The sequence below is a fragment of the Streptomyces sp. TLI_185 genome (genome assembly GCF_003814765.1).
Classification (GTDB): domain Bacteria; phylum Actinomycetota; class Actinomycetes; order Streptomycetales; family Streptomycetaceae; genus Streptomyces.
Genome location: NZ_RKRB01000001.1, coordinates 5,643,412 through 5,668,015, shown reverse-complemented (window position 1 = coordinate 5,668,015; position 24,604 = coordinate 5,643,412). Strand labels below are relative to the sequence as shown.

Annotated in this window: 20 protein-coding genes; 9 read left to right on the top strand and 11 right to left on the bottom strand. The window is 70.9% G+C overall.

Annotated elements, in window-relative coordinates:
* The first annotated feature begins 423 nt into the window (after nucleotides 1-423).
* Entirely contained in the window at nucleotides 424-4,437 is a 4,014-nt protein-coding gene (locus EDD92_RS26070; RefSeq protein ID WP_123966518.1) for a WD40 repeat domain-containing protein, read from the top strand.
* Nucleotides 4,438-4,612: 175 nt separating this feature from the next.
* On the opposite strand, the gene EDD92_RS26065 is transcribed toward EDD92_RS26070, so the two are convergent.
* From EDD92_RS26065 to EDD92_RS26055, 3 genes are all read right to left on the bottom strand, one after another.
* Nucleotides 4,613-5,077 (bottom strand): hypothetical protein, encoded by a 465-nt coding sequence (locus tag EDD92_RS26065; protein WP_260326761.1) that lies wholly within the window; start codon nucleotides 5,075-5,077, stop codon nucleotides 4,613-4,615.
* 91 nt (nucleotides 5,078-5,168) lie between these two features.
* Nucleotides 5,169-5,909 (bottom strand): TIGR03943 family putative permease subunit, encoded by a 741-nt coding sequence (locus tag EDD92_RS26060; protein ID WP_123966516.1) that lies wholly within the window; start codon nucleotides 5,907-5,909, stop codon nucleotides 5,169-5,171.
* Nucleotides 5,906-6,856, bottom strand: coding sequence for a permease (locus EDD92_RS26055; RefSeq protein WP_260327333.1), 951 nt, complete (start codon nucleotides 6,854-6,856; stop codon nucleotides 5,906-5,908). Before EDD92_RS26055 ends, EDD92_RS26060 begins: the two co-directional genes overlap by 4 nt.
* Nucleotides 6,857-7,201: 345 nt before the next feature.
* Between EDD92_RS26055 and EDD92_RS26050 the strand changes: the two genes are divergently transcribed.
* On the top strand, nucleotides 7,202-9,070 hold the full coding sequence (locus EDD92_RS26050) for an NAD-binding protein (protein ID WP_123970549.1): 1,869 nt from the start codon (nucleotides 7,202-7,204) through the stop codon (nucleotides 9,068-9,070).
* A 130-nt stretch (nucleotides 9,071-9,200) separates the two neighbouring features.
* On the opposite strand, the gene EDD92_RS26045 is transcribed toward EDD92_RS26050, so the two are convergent.
* Nucleotides 9,201-11,015 carry a prolyl oligopeptidase family serine peptidase gene (locus EDD92_RS26045; protein ID WP_123966515.1) on the bottom strand — a complete coding sequence of 605 codons (1,815 nt, stop codon included), beginning with the start codon at nucleotides 11,013-11,015 and terminating at the stop codon, nucleotides 9,201-9,203.
* A 114-nt stretch (nucleotides 11,016-11,129) separates the two neighbouring features.
* Between EDD92_RS26045 and EDD92_RS26040 the strand changes: the two genes are divergently transcribed.
* Both EDD92_RS26040 and EDD92_RS26035 read left to right on the top strand, forming a co-directional pair.
* Entirely contained in the window at nucleotides 11,130-11,966 is an 837-nt protein-coding gene (locus EDD92_RS26040) for a bifunctional 2-polyprenyl-6-hydroxyphenol methylase/3-demethylubiquinol 3-O-methyltransferase UbiG (RefSeq protein ID WP_123966514.1), read from the top strand.
* 53 nt (nucleotides 11,967-12,019) lie between these two features.
* On the top strand, nucleotides 12,020-12,799 hold the full coding sequence (locus EDD92_RS26035; RefSeq protein ID WP_185124129.1) for an SURF1 family protein: 780 nt from the start codon (nucleotides 12,020-12,022) through the stop codon (nucleotides 12,797-12,799).
* A gap of 155 nt (nucleotides 12,800-12,954) precedes the next feature.
* Here EDD92_RS26035 and EDD92_RS26030 read toward each other — a convergent pair whose 3' ends face one another.
* From EDD92_RS26030 to EDD92_RS26015, 4 genes are all read right to left on the bottom strand, one after another.
* The gene (locus EDD92_RS26030) at nucleotides 12,955-14,004 is read right to left on the bottom strand and encodes a hypothetical protein (protein WP_123966512.1); all 1,050 of its coding nucleotides are present in this window, start codon (nucleotides 14,002-14,004) and stop codon (nucleotides 12,955-12,957) included.
* A gap of 113 nt (nucleotides 14,005-14,117) precedes the next feature.
* On the bottom strand, nucleotides 14,118-14,723 hold the full coding sequence (locus tag EDD92_RS26025) for a SigE family RNA polymerase sigma factor (RefSeq protein ID WP_123966511.1): 606 nt from the start codon (nucleotides 14,721-14,723) through the stop codon (nucleotides 14,118-14,120).
* Between the two features lie 524 nt (nucleotides 14,724-15,247).
* Nucleotides 15,248-16,300, bottom strand: a complete 1,053-nt coding sequence (locus EDD92_RS26020) for an aspartate-semialdehyde dehydrogenase (protein ID WP_030942280.1) — start codon at nucleotides 16,298-16,300, stop codon at nucleotides 15,248-15,250.
* Nucleotides 16,297-17,574, bottom strand: coding sequence for an aspartate kinase (locus EDD92_RS26015; RefSeq protein WP_030942279.1), 1,278 nt, complete (start codon nucleotides 17,572-17,574; stop codon nucleotides 16,297-16,299). The genes EDD92_RS26020 and EDD92_RS26015 overlap by 4 nt, the downstream gene beginning before the upstream one ends.
* Before the next feature lie 250 nt (nucleotides 17,575-17,824).
* Here EDD92_RS26015 and EDD92_RS26010 point away from each other — a divergent pair, with 250 nt between their 5' ends.
* The 4 genes from EDD92_RS26010 (at nucleotide 17,825) to EDD92_RS25995 (ending at nucleotide 21,918) form a co-directional block, all read left to right on the top strand.
* On the top strand, nucleotides 17,825-18,562 hold the full coding sequence (locus tag EDD92_RS26010; RefSeq protein WP_185124128.1) for a tRNA-dependent cyclodipeptide synthase: 738 nt from the start codon (nucleotides 17,825-17,827) through the stop codon (nucleotides 18,560-18,562).
* On the top strand, nucleotides 18,552-19,754 hold the full coding sequence (locus EDD92_RS26005) for a cytochrome P450 (protein ID WP_311736780.1): 1,203 nt from the start codon (nucleotides 18,552-18,554) through the stop codon (nucleotides 19,752-19,754). Before EDD92_RS26010 ends, EDD92_RS26005 begins: the two co-directional genes overlap by 11 nt.
* A 68-nt stretch (nucleotides 19,755-19,822) precedes the next feature.
* Nucleotides 19,823-20,512 (top strand): response regulator transcription factor, encoded by a 690-nt coding sequence (locus tag EDD92_RS26000; protein ID WP_123966510.1) that lies wholly within the window; start codon nucleotides 19,823-19,825, stop codon nucleotides 20,510-20,512.
* The gene (locus EDD92_RS25995) at nucleotides 20,509-21,918 is read left to right on the top strand and encodes a HAMP domain-containing sensor histidine kinase (RefSeq protein ID WP_123966509.1); all 1,410 of its coding nucleotides are present in this window, start codon (nucleotides 20,509-20,511) and stop codon (nucleotides 21,916-21,918) included. Before EDD92_RS26000 ends, EDD92_RS25995 begins: the two co-directional genes overlap by 4 nt.
* Nucleotides 21,919-21,935: 17 nt before the next feature.
* Here EDD92_RS25995 and EDD92_RS25990 read toward each other — a convergent pair whose 3' ends face one another.
* Complete coding sequence (locus EDD92_RS25990; RefSeq protein ID WP_123966508.1) at nucleotides 21,936-22,439, bottom strand: SgcJ/EcaC family oxidoreductase; 504 nt, start codon at nucleotides 22,437-22,439, stop codon at nucleotides 21,936-21,938.
* Between the two features lie 145 nt (nucleotides 22,440-22,584).
* Between EDD92_RS25990 and EDD92_RS25985 the strand changes: the two genes are divergently transcribed.
* Nucleotides 22,585-23,310, top strand: coding sequence for a sulfite exporter TauE/SafE family protein (locus tag EDD92_RS25985; protein ID WP_260326758.1), 726 nt, complete (start codon nucleotides 22,585-22,587; stop codon nucleotides 23,308-23,310).
* Nucleotides 23,311-23,328: 18 nt separating this feature from the next.
* Here the strand turns inward: EDD92_RS25985 and EDD92_RS25980 are convergent, their stop codons facing one another.
* Nucleotides 23,329-23,991, bottom strand: a complete 663-nt coding sequence (locus EDD92_RS25980) for a DUF5063 domain-containing protein (protein WP_123966506.1) — start codon at nucleotides 23,989-23,991, stop codon at nucleotides 23,329-23,331.
* Complete coding sequence (gene recR, locus EDD92_RS25975; RefSeq protein ID WP_099930378.1) at nucleotides 23,984-24,583, bottom strand: recombination mediator RecR; 600 nt, start codon at nucleotides 24,581-24,583, stop codon at nucleotides 23,984-23,986. Before recR ends, EDD92_RS25980 begins: the two co-directional genes overlap by 8 nt.
* Nucleotides 24,584-24,604 lie beyond the last annotated feature (21 nt).

Here is a 24,604-nt window from a genome sequence, read left to right as displayed (position 1 = left end):
GGTGACAGCAGATGCAAAGGAGGGTCAACGGTGATCAAAAAGTCCCCGCGGGATCAACCCCGCAGCGACTCGACCCCACAGTGATCAAAAGCACTCCGCGCCGTTCGGCTCCGGTCCCTCCCCTCGTGGGGACCGGTGTCGAACGGCGCGGATCTCGGAGGCTCAGGCGATGGGTCCGGCGCCGCCGTCCCATGGCTCCCGCGGAAGTCGGCTGAGAAGGTTCGGCGCAGTGGACTGTCTTCCTGAGCGCTGAGCTGATGGCCAGCGCGGACGGTGCCCGACGGGCTCGCCCTTGCATCGTGATCCTGCCAGCTGTGGCTTCCCGTGAGGAGATTCCGGTGCCGGTCCGGAGGCTTACATCGCAGGTCAGCCGTATAAAGTGAGTTTTCCGGTCCGGATGTCCGAGCGCGGGGGGAGTAAGGGGTGGAGGCCTTGGGTTCCGACTCAGGGGCACGTACTGCCTTCGCGGAGCGGCTCGCTCTGCTGTACAAGGAGGCGGGCAACCCTCCTCTCGCCCGGGTGGCCGAGGCGGTCGTGCAGCTTCAGCGGGTGGACGAGCGCGGGCGCCCCGTACGGGTCTCCGCCCAGCGCATCAGCGACTGGCGGCGGGCCAAGAACGTGCCGGCCCAGTTCGCCGCACTCGCCGCGGTGCTGCACGTCCTGGTACCTCAGGCCCGGCGCGCGCGGCCCACGCCGGTCTCCGCCGGTCTGTACGACATGGGTCAGTGGCAGCGGCTGTGGGAGCGTGCGCTGGCCGACCCGGCCGGTGACCGTCCCGCGGCGGCCGGCGAAGCGGACGCTCGGCCTCCGGTCGAGGATCCGGCCGTCCCCAGTGTGTGTCCGTACCGGGGGCTGGCCTCCTACCGGCAGCAGGACGCCCGGTGGTTCTTCGGCCGGGAGCGCAGCACCAACGCCCTCGTCGACCAGCTGCACACGGCGGAGAAGACCGGTGGTCTTGTCATGCTCGTCGGTGCCTCGGGGGCGGGGAAGTCGTCCCTGCTCAACGCCGGGCTGGTGCCCGCCGCGCAGAACGGCGCACTCGGCGACGACGACAGCCGGCCGAGGGCGGTCGTCCAGCTCGTGCCGGGTGCCGATCCCGTCGGCGAGCTGACCCGGTGCATCCCCGAGCTGGCAGCCGTCATGTCCAAGGCGGACGGCTCCGCGGCAACGGAACCCGGCACTCCCGCGTTCGCGCACGCCGTCCGGAGTGCCGTCGCCGAATGGGCCCGGCGCGAGGCGCCCTCCGGCGAGCGGCCGGTCCTCATCGTGGACCAGTTCGAGGAGGCCTTCACCCTCTGCGCCGACGAGGCGAGCAGGCACGCGTTCGTCCAGGTCCTGCACGCCGCGTGCTCGGCCGCCGGACCGGACGACCCGGCCGTCCTGCTCGTGGTCCTCGGTATCCGCGCCGACTTCTACGAGCAGTGCCTGGGCTACCCCGAACTGGCCGACGCGCTGCAGCACCGGCACATGGTCCTCGGGCCGCTGAGCACGGCCGAGCTGCGCGAGGCGGTGACCGGGCCGGCCAAGGCCGTGGGCCTCGAGCTCGAACCGGGTCTCGCGGAGCTGATCGTCCGGGAGGTGAGCGCCGACGGGCCCCGCGGGGCGCACGACGCCGGGGTGCTGCCGCTGCTCTCGCACGCGCTGCTCGCCACCTGGCAGCGGCGGAAGGCGGGGCGGCTGACGCTGGCCGGTTACCGGGCCGCGGGCGGGATCCAGGGCGCGGTGGCCGCGACCGCCGAACGCGCCTGGTCGAGCCTCGACCCGCCGGCGCGTACGGCCGCGCGGCTGCTGCTGCTGCGGCTGGTCCGGCTGAACGAGGACACCCAGGCCACCCGCCGGCGCGGGACCCGGCGTCAGCTGGCGGAGGAGTCGACGGATCCCGGCAAGACGGAGGAGTCGCTGGAGGCGCTGGTCCGCGCCCGGCTGGTGACGCTCGACGCGGAGACCGTGGAGATCACCCACGAGGCGCTGCTGACCGCATGGCCGCGGCTGCGCGACTGGATCGACGAGGGCCGCAACGACCATCTGCTGCGCCAGCAGCTGGAGGAGGACGGCCGGGCCTGGGAGGGCTCGGACCGCGACTCCTCGCTGCTGTATCGGGGTTCGCGGCTGGCCCAGGCCCGCACCTGGGCGAAGTCCGCCGGCGACACCTTCCTGACCCGCAGCGCGGTGGAGTTCCTGGCCGCTTCGGTAAGGCTGCGCAAGCGCACCCTCGTGATGCGGCGCGGCGCGGTGTCCGCGCTGGTCGTCATGTCGATCCTGGCCGTCGGTGCGGCGGTCCTCGCCTGGCAGCAGCGCAACGACGCGGTGTTCGAGCAGGTGGTCGCCGAGGCCGACCGAGTCCAGTACACCGACCCCTCGCTCTCCGCCCAGCTGGACCTGGTCGCGCATGATCTGCGGCCGGACGACGCGGGCACCAACAACCGGCTGGTCTCGATCGTGAACGCGCCGCTGGCCACGCCGCTGCTCGGCCACACCGGCGCCGTCTACCTCACCTCGTTCAGCCCGGACGGCAAGCTCCTGGCCACCGCCAGCTACGACCGCACGGTCCGGCTGTGGGACGTCAGCGACCGCTCGCACCCGAAACCATTGGGCAAGCCGCTCACCGGTCACACCAGCTGGGTGAGCACCGCGCTCTTCAGCCCGGACGGCCACACCCTCGCCTCCGCCGGCGACGACGGCACCGTCCGGCTGTGGGACGTCCGGGATCCCGCGCACCCCAAGCCGCTCGGCACGCCCCTGACCGGCCACACCGGCACCATCTATCTGCTCGCCTTCAGCCCGGACGGCCGCACGCTCGCCGCTGTCGGCGAGGACCACACCGTACGGCTGTGGGACATGACCGACCCGGGCCGGCCGAAGCCGCTCGGTGCCCTGACCGGGCACTCCGCCGCCGTGCGGTCCGTGGCCTTCAGCCCCGACGGCCGGCTGCTGGCAGCAGGCGGCGACGACAACACGATCATGTTGTGGGACATGTCCGATCCGCACCGTCCGAAGCGGGTCGACAGGGTGCTGAAGGGCCACTCGGACACCGTGCACTCGGTGGCGTTCAGCCCGGACGGCCACACCCTGGCCAGCGGCAGCGCCGACGACACCATCCGGCTCTGGGACGTCACCGACCCGCTCCACGCCGCCGAGCTCGGCGCGCCGCTCACCGGCCACACCGGTCCCGTGTGGTCCGTGGCCTTCAGCCCGAAGGGCGGCATGCTCGCGGCAGGCAGCGCGGACAGCACGGCGAGTCTGTGGAACGTCAGCGACCCGGCTTCCCCCTCCCAGGTCGGCGAGCCGCTCGCGGGCAGCAGCGGCGAGATGTACGCCGTGGGCTTCAGCCCCGACGGCCGCACCCTCGCCACCGGCAGCGGCGACAGCAAGGTCCGCCTGTGGTCGGTGCCGACCTCGGACATGGTCGGCGCCTTCGGGGCCTTCCGCCCGGACGGGCAGGTGCTCGCCATGGCCGCGCGCGACGGGCGGATCCGGCTGTGGAACGTGAAGGTTCCCGGCCGGCCCGTGGCCATGGGCAAACCGTTCATGCCCGCGGACGGCGGCCAGCGCCAGCTGGCCTTCTCCCCCGACGGCCACACGCTCGCCGTGATGAGCGGCCGCCAGAAGCTGTACCTGTGGAACGTCACCGACCCGAGCCGGCCGGTCGCCTACGGGGCGCCCCTCCCCATGCGGACCCGCTTCACGGGCACCGACGCGCTGGCCTTCAGCCCGGACGGACGCATCCTGGCGAGCCCCTACGACGACCGCACCATCCAGCTGTGGAACGTCGCCGACCCGTCCCGTGCCGTCAGGTTCGGCGCACTGCTCACCGGTCACAAGGGCTACATCAACAGCCTCGTCTTCAGCCCGGACGGCCATACCCTCGCCAGTGGCAGCGCGGACGCCACCATCCGGTTCTGGAACGTCACCGACCCTCGCCGTGTCTCCCCCCTCGGCACACCGCTCACCGGGCACGGCGGACCGGTCAACGTCCTCGTCTACAGTCCCGACGGCCGCACGCTGGCCAGCGGCAGCGACGACGACACGGTCCGGCTGTGGAACGTCACCGACCCCCGCGAGGCGACCGATGTCGGCAGCCCCCTGACCGGTCACACCGAAGCGGTCGTGTCGCTCACCCTCAGCCAGGACGGCCGCACCCTGGCCAGCGGCGGCAACGACAACACCGTCCGCCTCTGGAACGTGGCCGACCCCTCCGGGGCCGCCCCCATCGGGCAGTCCATGAGCCCCAACGCCAAGACCGGCAACTTCCTGGCGTTCAGCCCCAGGAGCCATCTGCTGGGGGTGTCGAGCGGCGCCGACACCGTACGGCTGTGGAACCTGGACACGGACGACGCGATCCGGCACATCTGCTCGACCACACGGGGCGTTCTGACACCGGAGAAATGGCACGAATATCTGCCACGGCTCTCGTACAAGCCTCCGTGCGGTCAATAGTCCGAGCTGGTGGAAGCCCTGGTGACAGCCCCTGGTCAACGGGGCCGACCCAGTGATCCCGGCCACATCCCCGCGGCGCGGCGGAACAGCCGACTCCCGTCGGGCCCGCGGCCTTGTTACGCTTGGCCACAGCCCGATCGCTGGTGCATCCCCCGTCGCCAGCGGTCGGGCATTCTCATGCCCTTCCGGCGGTCAGCCACTGGGCGACCTTGCGCACCGTGGTCTCGTCGAGTTGCTCGACGAGGGCCTGTACGGCTGCATGGTCGTCCGGTGCGAGGTCGTAGAGCCCTGCCTTGCTCAGCCCGGCCAGGAGCACCTGCTGCCGCCGGCCGCTCATCCGCTCCGTCAGCGTGCTCGGCTCGTCGGGGCCGGCGGATGGCGGCTCGGGCGTCGCGGCGTTCGCGGTCGACACGTCGAAGCGCTGCCACGCACCGTCCTTCGGACCCCACAGGCTGACCACGAAGTCGCCGCCGCGTGCCCGCACCGTGTGGGCCATCTCGCCGAGCGCGTACTCCACCGGAGCACGGTGCGGGGACTGCGCACACACCTCCCAGGAGGCCGAGGAGGGCCGGTGGACCTGCGCGACCCAACGGGGAGCCCCGGTCGGCTGCGGACTGGCGGGACGTGTCGTCGTCTCCACTGCACTCACCCCTTCGTTCACCCGTTTCCCTCACCTGCGTTCAGGCTGTACAGCAGGGGACGGTAACTGACGGACCGTCAGATATCCAGGGTCAGTTGTTCCAGGACTCGTCGTACGGGTCCTTCGGCGTCGGCACCGGGGTCGCCGCCGTCACCCGGAGGTACGGGATCGGGCCGTTGTTGACGGGGTCCTTGGTCTGCTTGGCGGTGTAAGTACCGGTCACCTGCAGCCACTTGTCCGGTTGCAGGACCGGCGGGATCGTGCCGGTCAGGGCGATCTTCACCGGCTGGGCGTCCGCGGCACAGCAGTTGAGGGCCATCCGGACCAGGTACGGGCTGCCACTGCGGTCCAGCGCGACGAACCCGGTGACCTTGATCTGGCGGCCGTCGATGGACCGGCCGTGGTCGTAGACCGCGCGGCTCGCGTAGTCGACCACGGTGAGGTCGAGCGGGCCGCTCGCAGGCAGCCGGTCGTAGCCGTACGGCTGCTGCAGGGCCGTACCGGTGCGCATGGCGCTGTAGGAGCCGAGGGCCGGCGGGGCGACCAGGATGAGGGCGAGGAGAGGGAGCACGAGGAGCCAGGAGACGCGGGGTTCGCGGTGGACATGACCGTCGCCGTGATCGTGGCCGTGACCGTCGCCCCGGTTTTCCTTCCGCCCCCGCCACTCGTACCAGACCGTCGCCAGCGCCGCCGCGATCAGAACCCCGCCGGACAACAGCAGCAGCGGCTGCAGTCCCGCCTTGACGTACCGCAGGTACAGGTTGGTGAAGCCCGCGTGCAGCAGGGCCGCACCCGTGAGGAACAGGACCGCCGCCTGCGCCTGCCGGTTCACAGCAGCACCGCCCCGGTCAGGACCGCACCCGCGATCGCGAGGGCGAAGGTGGCGGGGGCGAAGCGCAGGGCGAAGCCCCGGCCGAACGTGCCCGCCTGCATCGCGAACAGCTTGAGGTCGATCATGGGGCCCACGACCAGGAACGCCAGCTTGGCCGTGAGCGAGAACTGGGTCAGCGACGCCGCCACGAACGCGTCCGCCTCCGAGCAGATGGACAGCAGGACGGCGAGGATCGCCAGGGCCAGGATCGCGACCAGCGGGTTGGCCGCCGCCGTGCGCAGCCAGCTCGCCGGGGCCACCGCCTTGAGCGTCGCGGCCGCCATCGCGCCGATGACCAGGAAGCCGCCCGCGTGCATCACGTCGTGCCGGACCGAACCCCAGAAGGCGGCCCCCTTGCTCTGGCCCTCGTAGTGCGGGCGCTCCGGCGGGCGCAGCCAGTCGGTGCGGCCGATACGTTGCCACAGCCAGCCCATCACGCACGCCACCAGCAGGCTGCCGACGAAACGGGCGAGGACCATTTCCGGGTTGCGGGGGAAGGCGACCGCGGTCGCCGTCAGCACGATCGGGTTGATCGCCGGGGCGGAGAGGAGGAAGGCGAGGGCCGCGGCCGGGGTGACGCCCCGGCGCACCAGCGCGCCTGCCACCGGCACCGACGCGCACTCGCAGCCCGGCAGCACCGCGCCCGCCAGCCCGGCGACCGGGACCGCCAGCACGGGCCGCTTCGGCAGCGCCCGGGCGAAGAACGACGCGGGTACGAACACCGCGATCGCCGCGGACAGCAGCACCCCCAGGACGAGGAAGGGCAGCGCCTGCACGAGCACGGCCACGAACACCGTCATCCAGCTCTGCATGACGGGTGCGGAGAGTGCCCCGCGGATGGGGCCCTGCAGCAGCACCAGGAGAAGCAGGAGCATGGTCAGGACGAGGGGGGACTTCGACTCGGACAGTTTCGGATCGGACGGATTCGGGTCGGACGGATTCCGGTCGGACTGTTCCGGGTCGGACTGTTCCGGGTCGGGTGACCTGGTAGCGGGAAGGCCGGCCACCGGCTCATGGCTGTCCGCCCCCGTGGGGGCTGCTTTGGTGATGGCCACGGGTGTGGTACCTCCGGTGGTGCGTAAGGGCGCTGGTTTCCCTCCCCATCCATACGGCGGGGAAGGGGCGTTCGTTCAGTGACCGTTCGGTGACTGCGTTCGGTTGCTGCTGGAACCACCTCTCCCGGTGAGGCACTCTTCTCACTCGTGGGGAGCGTTCCGAATCAAGGTGTGGCGAGTGGTGAGGTGTCGGCGCACATGGTGGTGTGCGGCGACGACGGACTGGCGCATCGGCTGGCCGCCGAACTGCGGGGGGTGTACAGCGAACAGGTCACGCTCGTGGTGCCGCCCGCCGACCGCGGGGTGCGACCTCCGGTGGTCGGGCGCGCGCGGGCGACGACGGCGGCGCTCTTCGACCGCATGGTGAACGCGGCCGTCAGCCGGGCGAACGGCACCACCGCCGAACCCGTCACAAACGCCCAGGTCGTAGAAGCCGCCGAGGCGACCGAGGAGGTGCTCGGCGCGGCGGGCGTGGAGCGGGCCGCCGCCCTGGCGCTCGTGTACGACGACGACGAGACCAACATCCGCGCCGCCCTCACCGCCCGCCGGCTCAATCCCCGGCTGCGGCTCGTCCTCAGGCTCTACAACCGTCGGCTCGGCCAGCACATCGAGGAACTCCTCGACCAGGCCGCCGCGTTGGCGACCGGCGACGGCGCCTCCGCCGGCAGCGACACCTCCACCACCGTGCTCTCCGACGCCGACACGGCCGCGCCCGCGCTGGCCGCCACCGCCGTCGCCGGCACCAGCAAGGTCGTACAGACCGACGGGCTGCTGCTGCGGGCAGTGGAACGGACGCCGCTCGTCGGGCAGTTGGCCCGGCCGGGGCTGGCCACGCTGGCACTGCTGTCCGCGGACGGTGCCGACAGCGGCGCCGAGCAGGGGCCGGAGCTGCTGCCCGACGCGGCGGCGGTCCGCGCCGCGACCGGCCGCGGCACCGTCGTACTGGAGCAGGTGTCCTACGCCGGACCCCAACTGCCCCCGGCACGCGGGGCCGTGGCGCTCTCCTCGCTGTTCTCCCGGCGGCTTCGGTGGTCGCTGGCGGGTATGGTCGGGTGCGTGGTCGCGCTCGCGGTGGCGTTGTGGCTGGTGACGGGGATGAATCCGCTGAGCGCGTTCTATCTGACGCTGCTCGATCTCTTCGCCATCGACAACCCGGCCATCGGGGAGTCCATCGGGCGGCAGATCCTCCAACTCCTCTCCGGGCTCACGGGGTTGCTGCTGCTGCCGGTCCTGCTGGCCGCGGTGCTGGAGGCGCTGGGCACCTTCCGGACCGCGGGCGCGCTGCGGAAGCCGCCGCGGGGGCTGGGCGGGCATGTGGTCCTCCTCGGGCTCGGCAAGATCGGTACGCGGGTGCTGACCAGGCTGCGGGAACTGCACATCCCCGTGGTGTGCGTCGAGTCCGACCCCGATGCCCGGGGGCTGGCCACGGCGCGGCGGTTGCGGGTTCCTGTGGTGCTCGGGGACGTCACCCAGGAAGGCGTTCTGGAGGCCGCCAAGATCCACCGTGCGCATGCGCTGCTCGCGGTGACCAGCGCGGACACGACGAATCTCGAGGCCGCGCTGTACGCGCGGTCCGTGCGGCCCGATCTGCGGGTCGTACTGCGGCTGTACGACGACGACTTCGCGACCGCCGTGTACCGGACGCTGCGGGCTGCTCATCCGCGTGCGTCCACGCGGAGCCGCAGTGTGTCCCATCTGGCGGCGCCCGCCTTTGCCGGGGCGATGATGGGGCGGCAGATTCTGGGGGCGATTCCGGTGGAGCGGCGGGTGTTGCTGTTCGCCGCGATGAATGTGGCCGGGCATCCGCAGCTGGAGGGGAAGACCGTTGCGGAGGCGTTCCGGGCGGGGGCTTGGCGGGTGTTGGCGCTGGATACGGGGGCTGGGGGTGGCCGCGGGGAGGAGCCGGCGGCGGAGGAGGCGTACGAGGACGTACGGGGGCCGGGGCTGGTGTGGGATCTGCCGGACGGGCGGGTTCTGAAGGGGTCGGACCGGGTGGTGCTGGCGGCTACTCGGCGGGGGTTGGCGGAGCTGCTGGGGCGGCGGCCCCGTGAGCGGGCCGGGGCTTGAGCAGCACCCGACGCCGGGGCTGGGGCGGGGGTGGGTTCGCTTACCGGCGCTTGCCGGGTGCCGCCTTTCTTTGGGTCGGGAGCCGCCCCAGGCGGCACGAATGCCCGCAGGCTGCGGAGGCCGCTCGCAGTTACGCCAAGTACCGCTGCGCGAACTCCAGTTCCAGCCGGACCTGCTTGATTCTCTCGTCCACCACCAACGAACCGTGCCCCGCGTCATAGCGGTACACCTCGTGGGTGACGCCGCGGGCTTCGAGGCGTTTGACGTAGTTCTCGATCTGGCGGATGGGGCAGCGGGGGTCGTTGACGCCGGCCGAGATGTAGACCGGGGATCTGACCTGGTCGACGTAGGTCAGGGGGGACGAGGCCTCGAAGCGTTCGGGGACCTCCTCGGGGGTGCCGCCGAGGAGGGTGCGGTCCATGGCCTTCAGGGCCTCCATCTCGTCGTGGTACGCCGTGACGTAGTCGGCGACCGGGACCGCCGCGATGCCAAGCGTCCAGGCGCCCGGCTGGGTGCCGAGGCCGAGGAGGGTGAGGTAGCCGCCCCAGGAGCCGCCGGTGAGGACGAGGCGGTCGGGGTCCGCCAGGCCGGAGTTCACCGCCCAGGCGCGGACCGCCTCGATGTCCTCCAGTTCGATGAGGCCGACGCGGTGTTTGAGGGCGTCGGTCCAGGCGCGTCCGTAGCCGGTGGAGCCGCGGTAGTTGACGCGGATCACCGCGTACCCGTGGTCGACCCAGGCCGCCGGACCCGCCGCGAAGGCGTCGCTGTCGTGCCAGGTGGGGCCGCCGTGGATGTCGAACACGGTGGGCAAGGGGCCGGTGGCGCCCGCCGGCTTCTGGACCAGGGCGTGGATACGGCCGCCGGGGCCGTCCACCCACACGTCCTCCACCGGCACCGAACCCGGGGATTTCATGCCGGGCGGGTCGAGGACCACCCCGCCCGTGGTCGAGCGGACCGCCGACGGCTCGGCGGCCGAGGACCAGAGGTACTCCACGCTGCCGTCGGGGCGGGCCGTCGCGCCGGAGACCGTGCCGGGCGGGGTGGGGATCTCCGTCAGGGCGCGGCTCGCCAGGTCGTACCGGAACAGCTCGCTGCGGGCCTCGAAGCTGTGCACGATGAGCAGGCCGGTGCCGTCCGGGTACCACTCGGCGCTGACGTCGCCGGGCAGCTCCAGGGCCAGGTCGGTCTCCTCGCCGGTCGCCACGTCCCAGACCAGGGGCTCCCAGCGACCGCGGCGCTGGTGGCCGATGAGCAGCCGGGTGTCGCCCTCGACGGGGGCGAAGCCCAGAACCTCCAGGCCCAGCTCGTCCGTGCCTCCCTTGGTGTCGTCCAGTTCGGCGACCGCCGTGCCGTCGGGGCGCAGGACGCGCAGCGCGGAGTGCATGGCGTCGCCGTGCTCCGTGTGCTCGATGGCGATCAGCGAACCGTCGTGGGAGAGGTCGCCGACGCCCGCCGACTCGCGGTGGCGGTAGATCTCCACCGGGTCCTCGCCGACGCGTGCGAGATGGATCGTCGTACCGTCCTCGTCCGTGGAGCGGCCGACGATCGCCGTGCGGCCGTCCCGGGCGAGGGCCAGGCCCGCCGGGTAGGAGGCCTCCAGGCCGGGCGCCGCGAGCTCGTCCTCGCCGCCGTCGAAGGGCTGCCTGCGCCAGACGCCGAACTCGTCGCCGTCCTTGTCGTCGAACCACCAGACCCAGGCGCCGTCGGGGGTGAGCAGGCCCTCCGTCGTGCCGTTCGGCCGGTCCGTGACCTGGCGCTGTCCGCCCGTCGCCCGGTCCCAGGCGTACAGCTCGTACGTCCCCGTCGCGTTCGACACGAACAGGGAGCGGTCCGGTGCGTCCTCCGCCCAGTCGGGCAGCGACACCCGCGGCGCCCTGAAGCGCTTCTCCCAGTCCGGCATGTCCTCGTTCCGCTCCGGCGCGGCCGACCCGTTGCTCTCACTCATGGCCCCATAGTGCCTGCCCCCACAGACAATTCGCTGGCGGGGCCCCCAGCCTGTGGATAACTTCTACCGCGCATTTACCGAACGCACGTCCAAGCAGGTCAGGAAGCTCGACTCATGTCCTCTCCCAGCCCCTCCCCCGCCCCGGCCGACTGGCGCGAGACCAACCGCGCCAACTGGGACGAGAGGGTCCCGCTGCACACCGCCGGCGACTACTACGACCTGGACGGCTTCCGGGCCGGCAAGGATCCCCTGCGCCCCTTCGAGCTGGCCGAGGTCGGCGACGTGACCGGCAAGTCGCTGCTGCACCTGCAGTGCCACATCGGCACGGACACCCTGGCCTGGGCCCGGCACGGCGCCGCCCGCGTCGTCGGCCTGGACTTCTCCGAACCGGCCGTCGCGGCCGCCCGCGATCTCGCCGCCGGCCTCGGCCTCGGACCCGAGCGGGCTCAGTTCGTCACCTCCGACGTGTACGACGCGGCCTCCGCACTGCCGGAGCCCTCGTACGACATCGTCTACACCGGCACCGGCGCGCTGTGCTGGCTGCCCGACATCCGGCGCTGGGCCGAGACCGCCGCCGGACTCGTGGCGCCCGGCGGGTTCCTCTATCTCGCCGAGTTCCATCCGCTGACCGACGTCCTCGACGACGAGACCGGCTCGCGGGTCGTGCGGGACTACTTCGACCGCGAGCCGCAGGTCTACGACTTCCCCGGCACGTACGCGGCGGAGAGCACCGCCACCGTCCACAACCGGACCGTGGAGTGGACGCACCCGCTCGGCGAGGTCGTCTCCGCGCTCGCCGCGGCGGGGCTGCGCATCGAGTTCCTACACGAGCACGACGTCTCGCTGTTCCGGCGGTTCGAGGCCTTCGAGCAGCGGGACGGCTACTTCCGTCTTCCGGCGGACCGGCCGCGCATTCCGCTGATGTACTCGCTGAGGGCCGCCAAGGCCTGATGGTCCGAACCCCGCGGCCGAGCCCTGCGCGGCCGCCCCGTACCGTTGAAGGCGTGTACCGGTTTCTGCTGACGCCCCGTTGGTGGGGGATCAACGTCTTCGTGCTGCTCGCCATCCCCTTCTGCATCTTCATGGGATCGTGGCAGCTGAGCCGGTTCGAGGACCGGGTGCAGGCCCACCGGGACGCGACCGAGCAGGTCACGACGGACCGGCACGAGGCGGCCCGGCCGCTGCGGCAGCTGCTGCCCGTGGACAAGGCGACCTCCGGCAGACAGGCCACCGCGACCGGGCGGTACGGCAAGCAGCTGCTCGTCCCGGACCGGCAGCTCGACGGCAAGCGCGGTTTCTACGTCCTGACGCTGCTGCGTACCGACGGCGGCAAGGCGCTGCCCGTGGTGCGGGGCTGGCTGCCGGGTGCCGCCGACGCGGCGAAGGCGCCCGCGGCGCCGACCGGTGAGGTCACCGTCACCGGTGCGCTGCAGGCGTCCGAGACGCCGGGGGACAACGGGGTGAGCGCCCAGGGCGGCCTGCCGTCCGGGCAGACCGCGGCGATCAGCTCGGCGTCGCTGGTGAATCTGGTGCCGTACGACGTGTACGACGCGTGGGTGACGCTGGACAAGGCCGATGCCGGGATGACTGCAGTGCCGGCGACGGCGCCCGCGGACTCCGGGCTGGACCTCAAGGCGTTCCAGAACCTCGGCTACACCGGCGAGTGGTTCGTCTTCGCCGGGTTCGTGGTCTTCATGTGGTTCCGGCTGCTGCGGCGTGAGGCCGAGTTTGCGCGGGATGCGGCGATGGGGCTGGTGGCGGAGGAAGAGAGCGTTGCCGTCTGACCTGGTTTCGGCTGCACCGGCGCTGCGGCTTGGGGTGTCACTTGCCCGCGGTTGCGGGGTGCCGCCTTTCTTCGGGTCGGGAGCCGCCCTAGGCGGCACGATTGCCCGCAGGCTACGGCAGGCCCCGGCCTCGCAGGCTGGGCAAGGCTGAGGCGCTATGCCCCGGCCAGCACCCCGGTGTAGATGACCTGCCCCGCGCACGCGTTGGACACCGTCGCCGAGACCGTCGGGGAGCCGGCCTCAGTCGTGTGGGACACGATCACGCTGCCGTCCGCCGTGCCGTCCGCCGTCATCATCTGGGTGGTGACACCGCTGTCCGTGCCGGTGGAGGTGGCGCCGGACGAGCTGCCGGCGTCGGGGGTCGGGGTCGGGCTGGGGGTGGAGCCGCCGTCGGTGGAGCCGCCGGGGGTGCCGCCCGTGGTCGGGCAGGTCTCCGAGGGGATCCAGGCGAACTTCACCTCGTAGGCCGCGCCCGGTTGCAGCTGCAGCCGGGTGATCTCGGTCGAAGGGGCGGGCAGACCGGCCGCCGCGTCCCCGGACACATGGCGTGCCGTGGAGATCTTGGTGGCGTCCGCGGCGCCCTGCGCGAGCGTGCTCACGGTGCCCATGCCGCCCACGGTGCAGGCGGAGGTGGAGATGTTGACGACGCGGAAGGTGCCGTAGACCGCGCCCCCGGCGTCGGGGGCGGCGACGGAGTCGGTGGGCGAGCCGAGCTGGTCGGCCGTGCACACGGGGGCACTGGCGGCGCTGGTGGCCGAGGGGTCGGTGCCGGCGCTGCTGCCCGTGCCCGTACCGGTGCCCTTGCCCTTGCCGTCGCCCTTCGAGTCGCCCTTGCCCTTGCCCGGGGACTTGCCCGGGTTGCCGCCGGCAGTGCTCTCACTGCCGTCCGCGTTTTTTCCCTGGCTCGCCCCGCCCTGGGCCTGAGAGGCCTGGCCGGCCACGGACGGGTTGACGTCGGAGCCGGTGGCGTTGGAGACGTGCACGAGGGCCGGGACGGCGGTGCCGATGAACAGCGCGGCGGCCGCCATGCCGACGACGGCCTGCCGCTTGCGGGCCCGTCGTGCGGGTACGGCCCGCCGCAGGTGGTCCAGCGTGCCGTCGCGCGGTTCGACCGTCTGCACCGCCTGGTGCAGCATCCTGCGCAGAGCCAGCTCGTCCGAGTCGAACCCGTCCTCGGGGCTCTGGTCGTCGGGGCCGTGGTTCACAGTTCCGTTCCCAGCGTGCGATTGCCTGTGCTCTTGCATTTGTGTTGCCGTCGGCTCGTGCCATGCGAAGGGCTCATGGCGGTCATGGGAATCACGTCCCTCGCCGTCCTTGTTCATGCCGGTGCCTCCATCGCGAGACGGAGGGCCGCGATGCCGCGGGAGCCGTACGCCTTCACCGAGCCCAGCGATATCCCGAGCGTCTCGGCGACCTGCGCCTCGGTCATGTCCGCGAAGTAGCGCAGCACAAGGACCTCGCGCTGGCGGCGCTGCAGGCCCTTCATCGCCTTGATCAGGGAGTCGCGCTCCAGCTGGTCGTACGCACCCTCCTCGGCGCTCGCCATGTCGGGCATCGGCTTGGACAGGAGCTTGAGGCCCAGGATGCGGCGGCGCAAGGCGGAGCGGGAGAGATTGACGACCGTCTGACGCAGGTAGGCGAGCGTCTTCTCGGGGTCGCGGACCCGTTTGCGTGCCGAGTGCACGCGGATGAAGGCCTCCTGGACGACGTCCTCGCAGGAGGCGGTGTCGTCGAGCAGGAGGGCGGCGAGACCCAGCAGCGAGCGGTAGTGCGCGCGGTAGGTCTCGGTGAGGTGGTCGACGGTCGTACCGGCCGCCGCTGTGTCCTCGGCGTAGTCGGCGCCGTCACGCTGATTCGGTATGCGGGCGGGCCGCGCTGCGGGCATGGGCGCGATCACCGGCATGCCGCCGGGCGCGCCGGGCATGCGGGGTCGGAGCGACGGGCGGGGCGGCCGTAGAGCCGTACCGCGGGTCGCCGCTTGGAAGTCGAGAACCTCTGCCACGCCAGTTGGACACGTTCACCCCCATCAGGGTTGTACGTGCCGGGCGTCACTTTTGCGTCATGTGCCGCAGCCGGCCGTCTGGTGTCAGGCAGCGCAACTGACCGTGCGTCAAACGCCCTCATGCCTACCCGCTCTTCCCCTATGTCACGAATGTCCGAGGCGTCCCCACGCCTCGCCACGCATCCCCGCACCCCCGAAGGGCGTTCACAAAGACGCTCCCCGCCCTTCGCGCGGTTGCGGAGAGCGGGGAGGGAAATCTTCGAATGCCCAAGGGGTCCGGGGCAAGTGGTACGGACCTTCGCCCGGCCACGTGCCGCCCACAGATCCTACAAAGCAAACAGGCCGCAGCCAGGGCTTTTCCGGCAGTAACCCCTTGCTTCGGGATGTGTTGCACGTAACACGGCACGTCATGGGAGCGCGACCATCGTCACGCCCCGTCACACGGACTACCGGAACTCGGTCGCCACCAGCTCCGCGATCTGTGCGGTGTTGAGGGCCGCGCCCTTGCGGAGATTGTCACCGCAAACGAAGAGTTCGAGCGCCGTGGGGTCGTCGAGCGCGCGCCGGACCCGGCCCACCCAGGTCGGGTCGGTGCCCACGACGTCGGCGGGTGTGGGGAACTCGCCGGCGGCCGGGTCGTCGAAGAGGACGACTCCGGGGGCGGTGGCGAGGATCTCCCGGGCCCCGTCGACGGTGACCTCGCCCTGGAAGCGGGCGTGGACGGTGAGGGAGTGCGTGGTGACCACCGGTACCCGTACGCAGGTCACGGCGACCGGCAGCCGGGGCAGGCCGAGGATCTTGCGGGACTCGTCCCGCACCTTCATCTCCTCCGAGGACCAGCCGTCCTCGCGCAGGGATCCGGCCCACGGTACGACGTTCAGTGCGACCGGCTCCGGGAACGGCCCGGTGTTGTCACCGACGGCCCGCCGCACATCACCGGGGCTGGTCCCCAGCTCCGTACCGGCGACGAGGGACAGCTGCTGCCGCAGGGTCTCCACCCCGGCACGCCCCGCCCCGCTGACCGCCTGGTACGAGGAGACCACCAGCTCACGCAGCCCGAACTCGGCGTGCAGCGCGCCCAGGGCCACGATCATGGAGAGGGTCGTGCAGTTGGGGTTGGCGATGATCCCGCGGGGCCGGCGGCGGGCGCAGTGCGGATTGACCTCCGGGACCACCAGCGGCACCTCCGGGTCCATCCGGAAGGCGCCCGAGTTGTCCACCACCACCGCGCCCTTGGCGGCGGCGATCGGCGCCCAGTGCGCGGACACCTCGTCGGGTACGTCGAACATGGCGACGTCGACCCCGTCGAAGGCCTCCTCGGTCAGGGCGACCACCTCGACCTCCTGACCGCGCACGGCCAGCTTGCGGCCGGCCGAGCGCGGTGAGGCGATCAGACGGATCTCGCCCCAGATGTCCGCGTGCTGGGACAGGATCTGGAGCATGACCGTGCCGACGGCTCCGGTCGCACCCACGACCGCGAGCGTCGGTCGTACGGTCATCGCCCGGTGCCCCCGTAGACGACCGCCTCGGCAGTGTCGGAGTCGAGGCCGAAGGCGGAGTGGACGGCGCGCACGGCCTCCGGCACGTCGTCGGCGCGGGTGACGACCGAGATACGGATCTCGGAGGTCGAGATCAGCTCGATGTTCACGCCGGCGTCGGACAGCGCCTCGAAGAAGGACGCCGTGACACCCGGGTTGGTCTTCATGCCGGCGCCGACGAGGGAGATCTTGCCGATCTGGTCGTCGTAGCGCAGCGAGTCGAACCCGATGGCCGTCTTCGCCCGCTCCAGGGCGTCGATGGCCTTGCGGCCCTCGGTCTTGGGGAGGGTGAAGGAGATGTCCGTCAGCCCGGTGGAGGCGGCGGACACGTTCTGCACGACCATGTCGATGTTGATCTCGGCGTCGGCGATGGCGCGGAAGATCGAGGCGGCCTCGCCGGGCTTGTCCGGGACGCCGACGACCGTGACCTTGGCCTCCGAGGTGTCGTGCGCGACACCGGAGATGATGGCCTGCTCCACCTTCTTGTCCCCTTGCTCGATCGGCTCACTGCTGACCCAGGTGCCCTGCAGTCCGCTGAAGCTGGACCGGACGTGGATCGGGATGTTGTAGCGGCGGGCGTACTCCACACAGCGGTGGAGCAGCACCTTGGAGCCGGAGGCGGCGAGCTCCAGCATGTCCTCGAAGGCGATCCAGTCGATCTTCTTCGCCTTCTTCACCACGCGCGGGTCGGCGGTGAACACGCCGTCGACGTCGGTGTAGATCTCGCACACCTCGGCGTCGAGTGCGGCGGCCAGCGCGACGGCCGTCGTGTCGGAACCACCGCGGCCGAGCGTGGTGATGTCCTTCTTGTCCTGACTGACGCCCTGGAAGCCGGCGACGATGGCGATGTTGCCCTCGTTCACCGAGTCACGGATACGGCCGGGCGTGACGTCGATGATCCGGGCTTTGTTGTGGACGGAGTCGGTGATGACGCCTGCCTGGCTGCCGGTGAAGCTCTGGGCCTCGTGACCCAGGTTTTTGATCGCCATGGCCAGCAGTGCCATGGAGATCCGCTCTCCGGCGGTCAGCAGCATGTCGAACTCACGCCCGGCCGGCATCGGAGATACCTGCTCGGCGAGATCGATCAGCTCGTCCGTCGTGTCGCCCATCGCGGAAACGACGACGACCACCTGGTGGCCGTTCTTCTTCGCTTCCACGATTCGCTTGGCGACGCGCTTGATGCCCTCGGCATCGGCTACGGAGGAGCCTCCGTACTTCTGCACGACAAGGCCCACGTGCGCTCCTCGCTCGTCCCGTAAGTGTCGGCTCATTTTACCGAGCGCCCGAATCCGACCTGGGGGAAACCACATGGTGAGACCCGGCGCTCCAGCCCAGCCCCTGCCCACCTGGCACATGAACAGTCCGCAAAGTGGGCCAGGTCACCCGTTGACGCTCTGAGTAGCCGACCGATAACTTCGCGTCGTCGTCGCCACACCAGGAGCACAAGGCTCCATCGGGACTAGCGACGCGAAGGATTCTCCTTCCTTGACGACTGCGACCGTTTCCGAGATCCAGCACGTCACACCGGCCGACCTCTTCCTGGTCCGCCCCTTCACCCCTCACTGCGAGGTCATCCGCACCGCCGCCGACCACGCCGTCATCGGCGTCTCCCCCGGCAACAGCTACTTCTCCGCACAGCGCATACACGACCTGGCCCGCTGGGGCCTCGCGCTCTTCGAGCGCGTGGACTTCGTCTACACCGACCTGCACGTGGCCGAGATGTACGAGGCCTCCGGCTATACGGCCGACGACGCGCGCCGCAAGGCGGTGAAGAACCTGCGGGGCGTGCGCGCCAAGGTCCTCGCCGCCGTGGAGGCCGCCGAGCCCGAGGGCACCCGCCTCAGGGCCCACGCCATGTCCGAGCTGCGCGACAACCCGGCGTACCGGCAGATCCACGAGGACCTGCGCGCCCGGCTCTCCTGCGACGACGAGTTCCGCACGACCTGCGAGAAACTCGTCGACTCCTTCCTGTCGACCAAGGCGACGAAGGCTCAGGAGGTGACCGCACGCCAGCGGGCCGTGTGCATGGAGTACGTCACGGCGGAGGCGCCCCTCTTCCTCGACACCCCCGCGATCCTGGGCGTCCCTTCCTCCCTCAACTGCTACCACCAGCTCCTGCCGATGGCCGAGCTGCTCTACTCGCCCGGCGCGGGGCTGCGTGCCTCCCGCAACCAGGGCCACGCCATCGTCACGCCGGCCGAGGGAGCCACCGATGCCCGCTGAGACCATGCCCACTGACGAACTCATCGACTTCCCGTTCTCCTGGCGCGGCGACCAACTCCCCGCCGAGGTCGAGGAGTTGCGGGAGTCGACGCCGGTGCGGCGGGTGCGCACCATCGCGGGTGACGAGGCCTGGCTGGTGTCCTCGTACGAGCTGTGCAAGCAGGTCCTCGAGGACCCGCGGTTCAGCCTGAAGGACACCTCTGCCCCGGGCGTCCCCCGCCAGTACGCGCTGACGATCCCGCCCGAGGTCGTCAACAACATGGGGAACATCACCGGCGCCGGACTGCGCAAGGCCGTACTCAAGGCGCTCAATCCGAAGAGCCCCGGGCTGGTGGAGTGGCTTCGGTCGTACGCCGGTGAGCTGGTCGACCGCCTGGTGCGCGAGGGCGCTCCCGTGGACCTGCGGGGCGGCTTCGCCGATCCGTACTCGGCGGGCATGCACTGCCGCATCCTCGGCATCCCGAACGCGGACGCACCCGGGCTGATGCGGAGCCTGGACATCGCGTTCATGAACTCGGCCTGCCCCGTCACGGGGGCCCGGCTCAACTGGGACCGCGACATCGCGTACATGACGGAGCGGCTGGACGACCCGGCGACCACGGGTCTGATGGCCGAGCTCGCCGCCCTGCGCACCGACCCCGACTACGCCCACCTCACCGACGAGATGCTCGCGACGGTCGGCGTGACGATGTTCGGCGCGGGCGTGATCTCGACGTCCGGATTCCTCACCATGGCCCTGGTGTCGCTGATCCAGCATCCCGAGCTGCAGGAGGAGCTGGTCGCGGACCCCGGGAAGATCCCCGCGGCCGTGGACGAACTGCTCCGCATCAACCTCTCCATCGGCGACGGGCTGCCGCGGCTGGCCACCGAGGACGTACTCCTCGGGGACGTGCAGGTGGCGGCCGGCGAACTGGTCCTCGTTCTCGTCGAGGGCGCGAACTTCGACCCGTCCGCCTTCCCCGACCCGCACACCGTCGACCTGACCCGCGCCAACAGCACGGCCCACCTCTCCTTCGGCGGCGGCAACCACTACTGCCCCGCCACCGCCCTCGGCCGCAAACACGCCGAGGTAGCACTTCAGACGCTGCTGGAGCGGATGCCCCGGCTGCGCCTCGCGGTGCCGATCGAGCAGCTGGTGTGGCGGACCGGGTTCATGAAGCGGATCCCGGAACGGCTCCCCGTGATGTGGTAGCCGTCTTCCTCCGTCCATGAGGGCTCGGTGACCGGCCGTCTTTAAAGTTCAACCATTATGGTTCGCCTGTGCGCGTACTGCTGGTGGAAGACGACGAACCGGTCGCCGAGTCACTCAGGCGAGGACTGCTGCGTTACGGCTTCGAGGTGGCCTGGGTCACCACGGGCGGCGCGGCACTCAGCCATGAGGACGCCTACGACGTCGTACTCCTCGATCTCGGGCTGCCCGACACCGACGGGCTCGACGTCTGCAGGGCGCTGCGCGAGCGCGGTGACGTGCCGATCATCGTGATCAGTGCGCGCAGCGACGAGACGGACCGGGTGGTGGGCCTGGAGCTCGGCGCGGACGACTATGTGTCCAAGCCGTTCGGGGTCCGGGAGGTCATCGCCCGGATAAGGGCGGTCATGCGACGGGTGCAGGCCCGTACGCCGGAGGAGGCCGCGGGCGGTCCGGACCGGTACGGGTCCCGGCTGACGATCGACCGCAAGGCGGCCCGGGTGCACGTGGACGGCGAGGAGGTCGCCCTCGCGCCCAAGGAGTACGACCTGCTGGCCTTCCTCACCGAGGAGCCGGGCGCGCTGATGTCCCGGGAACAGATCATGGAAGCGGTCTGGGACGCGAACTGGTTCGGGCCGACCAAGACGCTCGACGTCCATGTGGCGGCGCTGCGGCGGAAGTTCACGGGGATCATCACCATCGAGGCGGTGCGCGGGGTGGGCTTCCGGCTGGAGATCGTCAAGGACGCCGGGGCGTCATGAACCGGCAGCTCATCCGCAGTTACATCCTGCTCGTCGCCGTCGCCATCCTGCTGTTCACCGTGCCGGTGGCCTTCACGCTCACCAAGCAGCTGCGGGACGACACCGAGGCGTCCGTCAAGCGCGAGGCGACCACCATGGCGCTGCTGCTGCGCAACGGCGATGCGGCGTCGTGCCGGGCGCTGACCACGATGGCCTCGGCGTACACCGAGGAGAACAAGAAGGACCAGGTCCAGGTCACGCCCACCGACCGGTGCGCGCCGGACGCAGCCCGCCCCACGGGGGACGCGGCCCTGACCAGAGCCCTGGAGAAGGGCGAGTCGACCACCGACTGGGGTTCGGACTTCATCTGGGGCCGCAACCTGCTGATCACCGTCCCCGCGAAGAAGGACGGCCGGGCCGTCGGCGCCGTACGGATCGTGTACTCGACCTCCCACCTCACCCACAGGCTGTGGACGATCTGGGGCTTCCGGGCGGGTCTCGCGGTGGCGGTGCTCGGGGTTGCGGCGCTGATCGGCGCGGTCGCGGCCCGTCGGATCACCGCTCCGTTGCGCGAACTCAACGACATGGCCAGCAAGTTCAGCGACGGCGACCTGACCGCCCGCTCCCCGGTGACGGGCCCGCCGGAGACCCAGACCCTCGCCCGCACCCTGAACCAGGGCGCCGAGCGCCTGGACACGCTGGTCGCCTCGCAGCGGATCTTCGTGGCGGACGCCTCGCACCAACTCCGTACGCCCCTCACGGCCTTGCGTCTGTCGCTGGACAACATCGCGGACGGGGTGGACGACGAGTTCGTACGGGAGGACGTGGAGCAGGCGACCGCCGAGGTGGTCCGGATGAGCCGGCTGGTCAACGGCCTGCTGGTGCTCGCGCGGGCCGAGGCGAAGGTGACGGCCGCGGAGCCGCTGTCCCTCGGGGAGATCGTGGCCGAACGTCTGTCGGTGTGGAGACCGGCCGCCGACGAGCGCGGAGTCACCATCGCGCTCAGGGGGAGTGGTGTCGACGGCCGGCCGTCTGTGCTGGCCAGTCCCGGTCATCTGGACCAGGTGCTGGACAACGTGCTCTCGAATGCGCTGGAGGTCTCGCCGGACGGTTCCACGATCACCGTCCAGGTCGAACCGAAGGGCGAGGAAGTGGTGCTCTCCGTCCTCGACCAGGGCCCCGGCATGACCGACGCGGAGAAGTCGCGCGCCTTCGACCGCTTCTGGCGCGGCCAGGGCCTGACCGGGCGCTCCGGTTCGGGCCTCGGCCTCGCCGTCGTCAAGCAGCTGGTGAGCGACGACGGCGGGACCGTGGTCCTGCGGGACGCTCCCCCAGTCTCGACTTCGCTCGACCGGGGGCACCCCCATGGGGGCGGGCTGTGCGTGGAGATCCGCCTACGGGCACCCGCACAGCGGACCGGCGGCTGAGATCGTTTCGGCTGTCATCACTTCTTCTCGGGCATCGCCGAGGAGTGGTGGTTCATGATCTTCCACTTGCCGTCGATCTTCTCGTACGTGTACGTGTAGCGGGCCTCGACGACTCGCTTCTTGCCGGTGTCGTGATCGGTGAGCGTGAATTCGTAGACGCCGGTGTCGATCGCGGAGTTGTCGTCGAGGACGTTGACGATCGTCTTGATCTTCTTGCCGACCGGCTTGTTCTCCAGGAAGTGGTCGAAGTAGTCGACGATCCCGGCGCGGTCGGTACGCACCTCGTTGGAGACGGTGGGCAACAGGACCGCGTTCTTCGCGTACAGGTCCGCGACCTTCTCCGAGTCACCGGTCTGCAGCGCCTTGTTCCAGGTGTCGAACAGGCCGACGATCTGCGTCGAGGTGGGCTTGGTGGCGCTCTTGTGCCCGGCGGTGGCAGCGACGGTACCGATCGTGCCGAGGGCGACGACGGCCGTGGCGGTGACGATGGCTGCGCGCTTGGTTATGGAACGACGGGTCATCGCTGTCTCCAGTTTCGGTGCGGTTCCGGGGCTTTCGCCTCCCTGCTGGGGAAGTGACTCCAGACTCGCTTTTCACTGGTTAGGGCCCGTGCAGGCGTCGTACAGCGCAGATCCAATACGTATCCAACTCACGCGGAGTGACCACTTGACCACGACGGACATACTGCTGGCGGGCATCGTGCTGCTCGGCTCCTGCGTGCAGTGGCTGACCGGTATGGGGTTCGCGCTGGTTGCCGTGCCCGCGCTCGTGCTGTTGCTCGGGCCGGCCGAGGGTGTCGTGCTGGCCAACTGCGCGGCGGGGGCCATCAGCGTCGTGGGGCTGGCCGGCGGCTGGCGGCGGGTGCGGCCGGGCGCGATGGTGCCGCTGTGCGTGGCGGCCGCGTGCACGGTGCCGGCGGGGGCCTGGCTGACCCGTCAACTCCCCGAGCCCGCACTCCTGTTGGTGATGGGCGGGCTGGTGACGGTCGCCGTACTGCTGGTCATGCGCGGCGCCCGCGTGCCCGCCCTGCGCGGCACGAAGGGGGCCGTCGCGGCGGGCGCGGTGGGCGGTTTCATGAACTCGGCCGCGGGGGTGGGCGGCCCGCCCATCTCCCTTTACGCCGTCAACGCGGGCTGGACGGTACGGGAGTTCGTGCCGAACGCGCAGTTCTACGGGGTGATCGTGAACGCGTTCTCGGTGGTGGCGAACGGGGTGCCGGAGCTGAGCGGAGGGCGGTGGGGGTGGGTCGTCGCCGCCATGGTGGTGGGGGCGCTGATCGGCAGGAGGCTCGCCGAACGGACACCGGAGAAGCGGGCCCGCCTGCTGGTGCTGTCGCTGGCTCTGACAGGCGGGGTCACCGCGGTGGTGAAGGGGCTGTGGGGGCTGCCGTAAGCCTGCTGCCCCCGCCGCCTACTTGCCGGGCCCCATCCCCAGCGGCCCGCCGATCTCCTCCGCCATGACCTTCCCGGCCTCGAACTCCAGCGTCTCGTCGCCCATCGGGGTCTGGTCCGTGTCCAGGCCGTCCAGTTCTTCCAGGGGCTGGTTCAGGCGGACGTGGGCCACCACCGACTGGAGGGCGCGCAGGGTCGCCGAGGCCGTCGAGCCCCAGTTGGAGAAGTAGGAGAACTGCCACCACCACAGGGCCTCCGTGGTGCGGCCCGCGCGGTAGTGGGCCATGCCGTGGCGGAGGTCGGTGATGACGTCGGTCAGGTCGTCGGAGATACGGGCCGGGACCGGGGCCTTGCGCGGCTCGTAGGGGTCGAAGACTTCGGAGTACACGTCGATCGGGTCCAGGAGGCGGGCAAGGTTCTCGCGGAGTTCGTCCACGTCGACGTCCGGGCCCGTGTCGGGCTCGTAGCGCTCGTCGGGGACGATGTCCTCGTGCGCGCCGAGGCGGCCGCCGGCCAGGAGGATCTGGGAGACCTCCAGGAGGAGGAAGGGCACGGCGGAGTCGGGCTCGTCGCCCTTCGCGACCTCCGTCACCGCCACCAGGAAGCTCTCCACCTGGTCGGCGATCTGCACCGCGAAGTCGTCCGGGTCCTGCGTCGCGTCATGCAGCGTGGCGTCAGACATCTAGGAGTCGTCTCCCCTCGAAGGCGCGGCCGAGGGTCACCTCGTCCGCGTATTCCAGGTCTCCGCCCACCGGGAGGCCGCTGGCCAGGCGGGTGACCTTGAGGCCCATGGGCTTGATCATGCGGGCGAGGTACGTCGCTGTGGCCTCGCCCTCCAGGTTCGGGTCCGTGGCCAGGATCAGCTCCGTGACCGTCCCGTCGGCCAACCGCGCGAGAAGTTCCCGTATACGGAGGTCGTCGGGGCCCACGCCCTCGATGGGGCTGATGGCTCCGCCCAGGACGTGGTAACGGCCGCGGAACTCGCGGGTCCGCTCGATCGCGACCACGTCCTTCGGCTCCTCCACCACACAGATGACGGAGGGGTCGCGGCGGCTGTCGCGGCAGATGTTGCACAGCTCTTCCTGTGCGACGTTGCCGCAGGTCGCGCAGAAGCGGACCTTCGCCTTGACCTCCATCAGGGCCTGCGCGAGCCGCCGTACGTCCGTCGGTTCCGCCTGCAGGATGTGGAAGGCGATCCGCTGGGCGCTCTTGGGACCGACGCCGGGCAGCCGCCCCAGCTCGTCGATGAGGTCCTGCACCACGCCTTCGTACACGGACTGCCGTCCTTCCCGGGG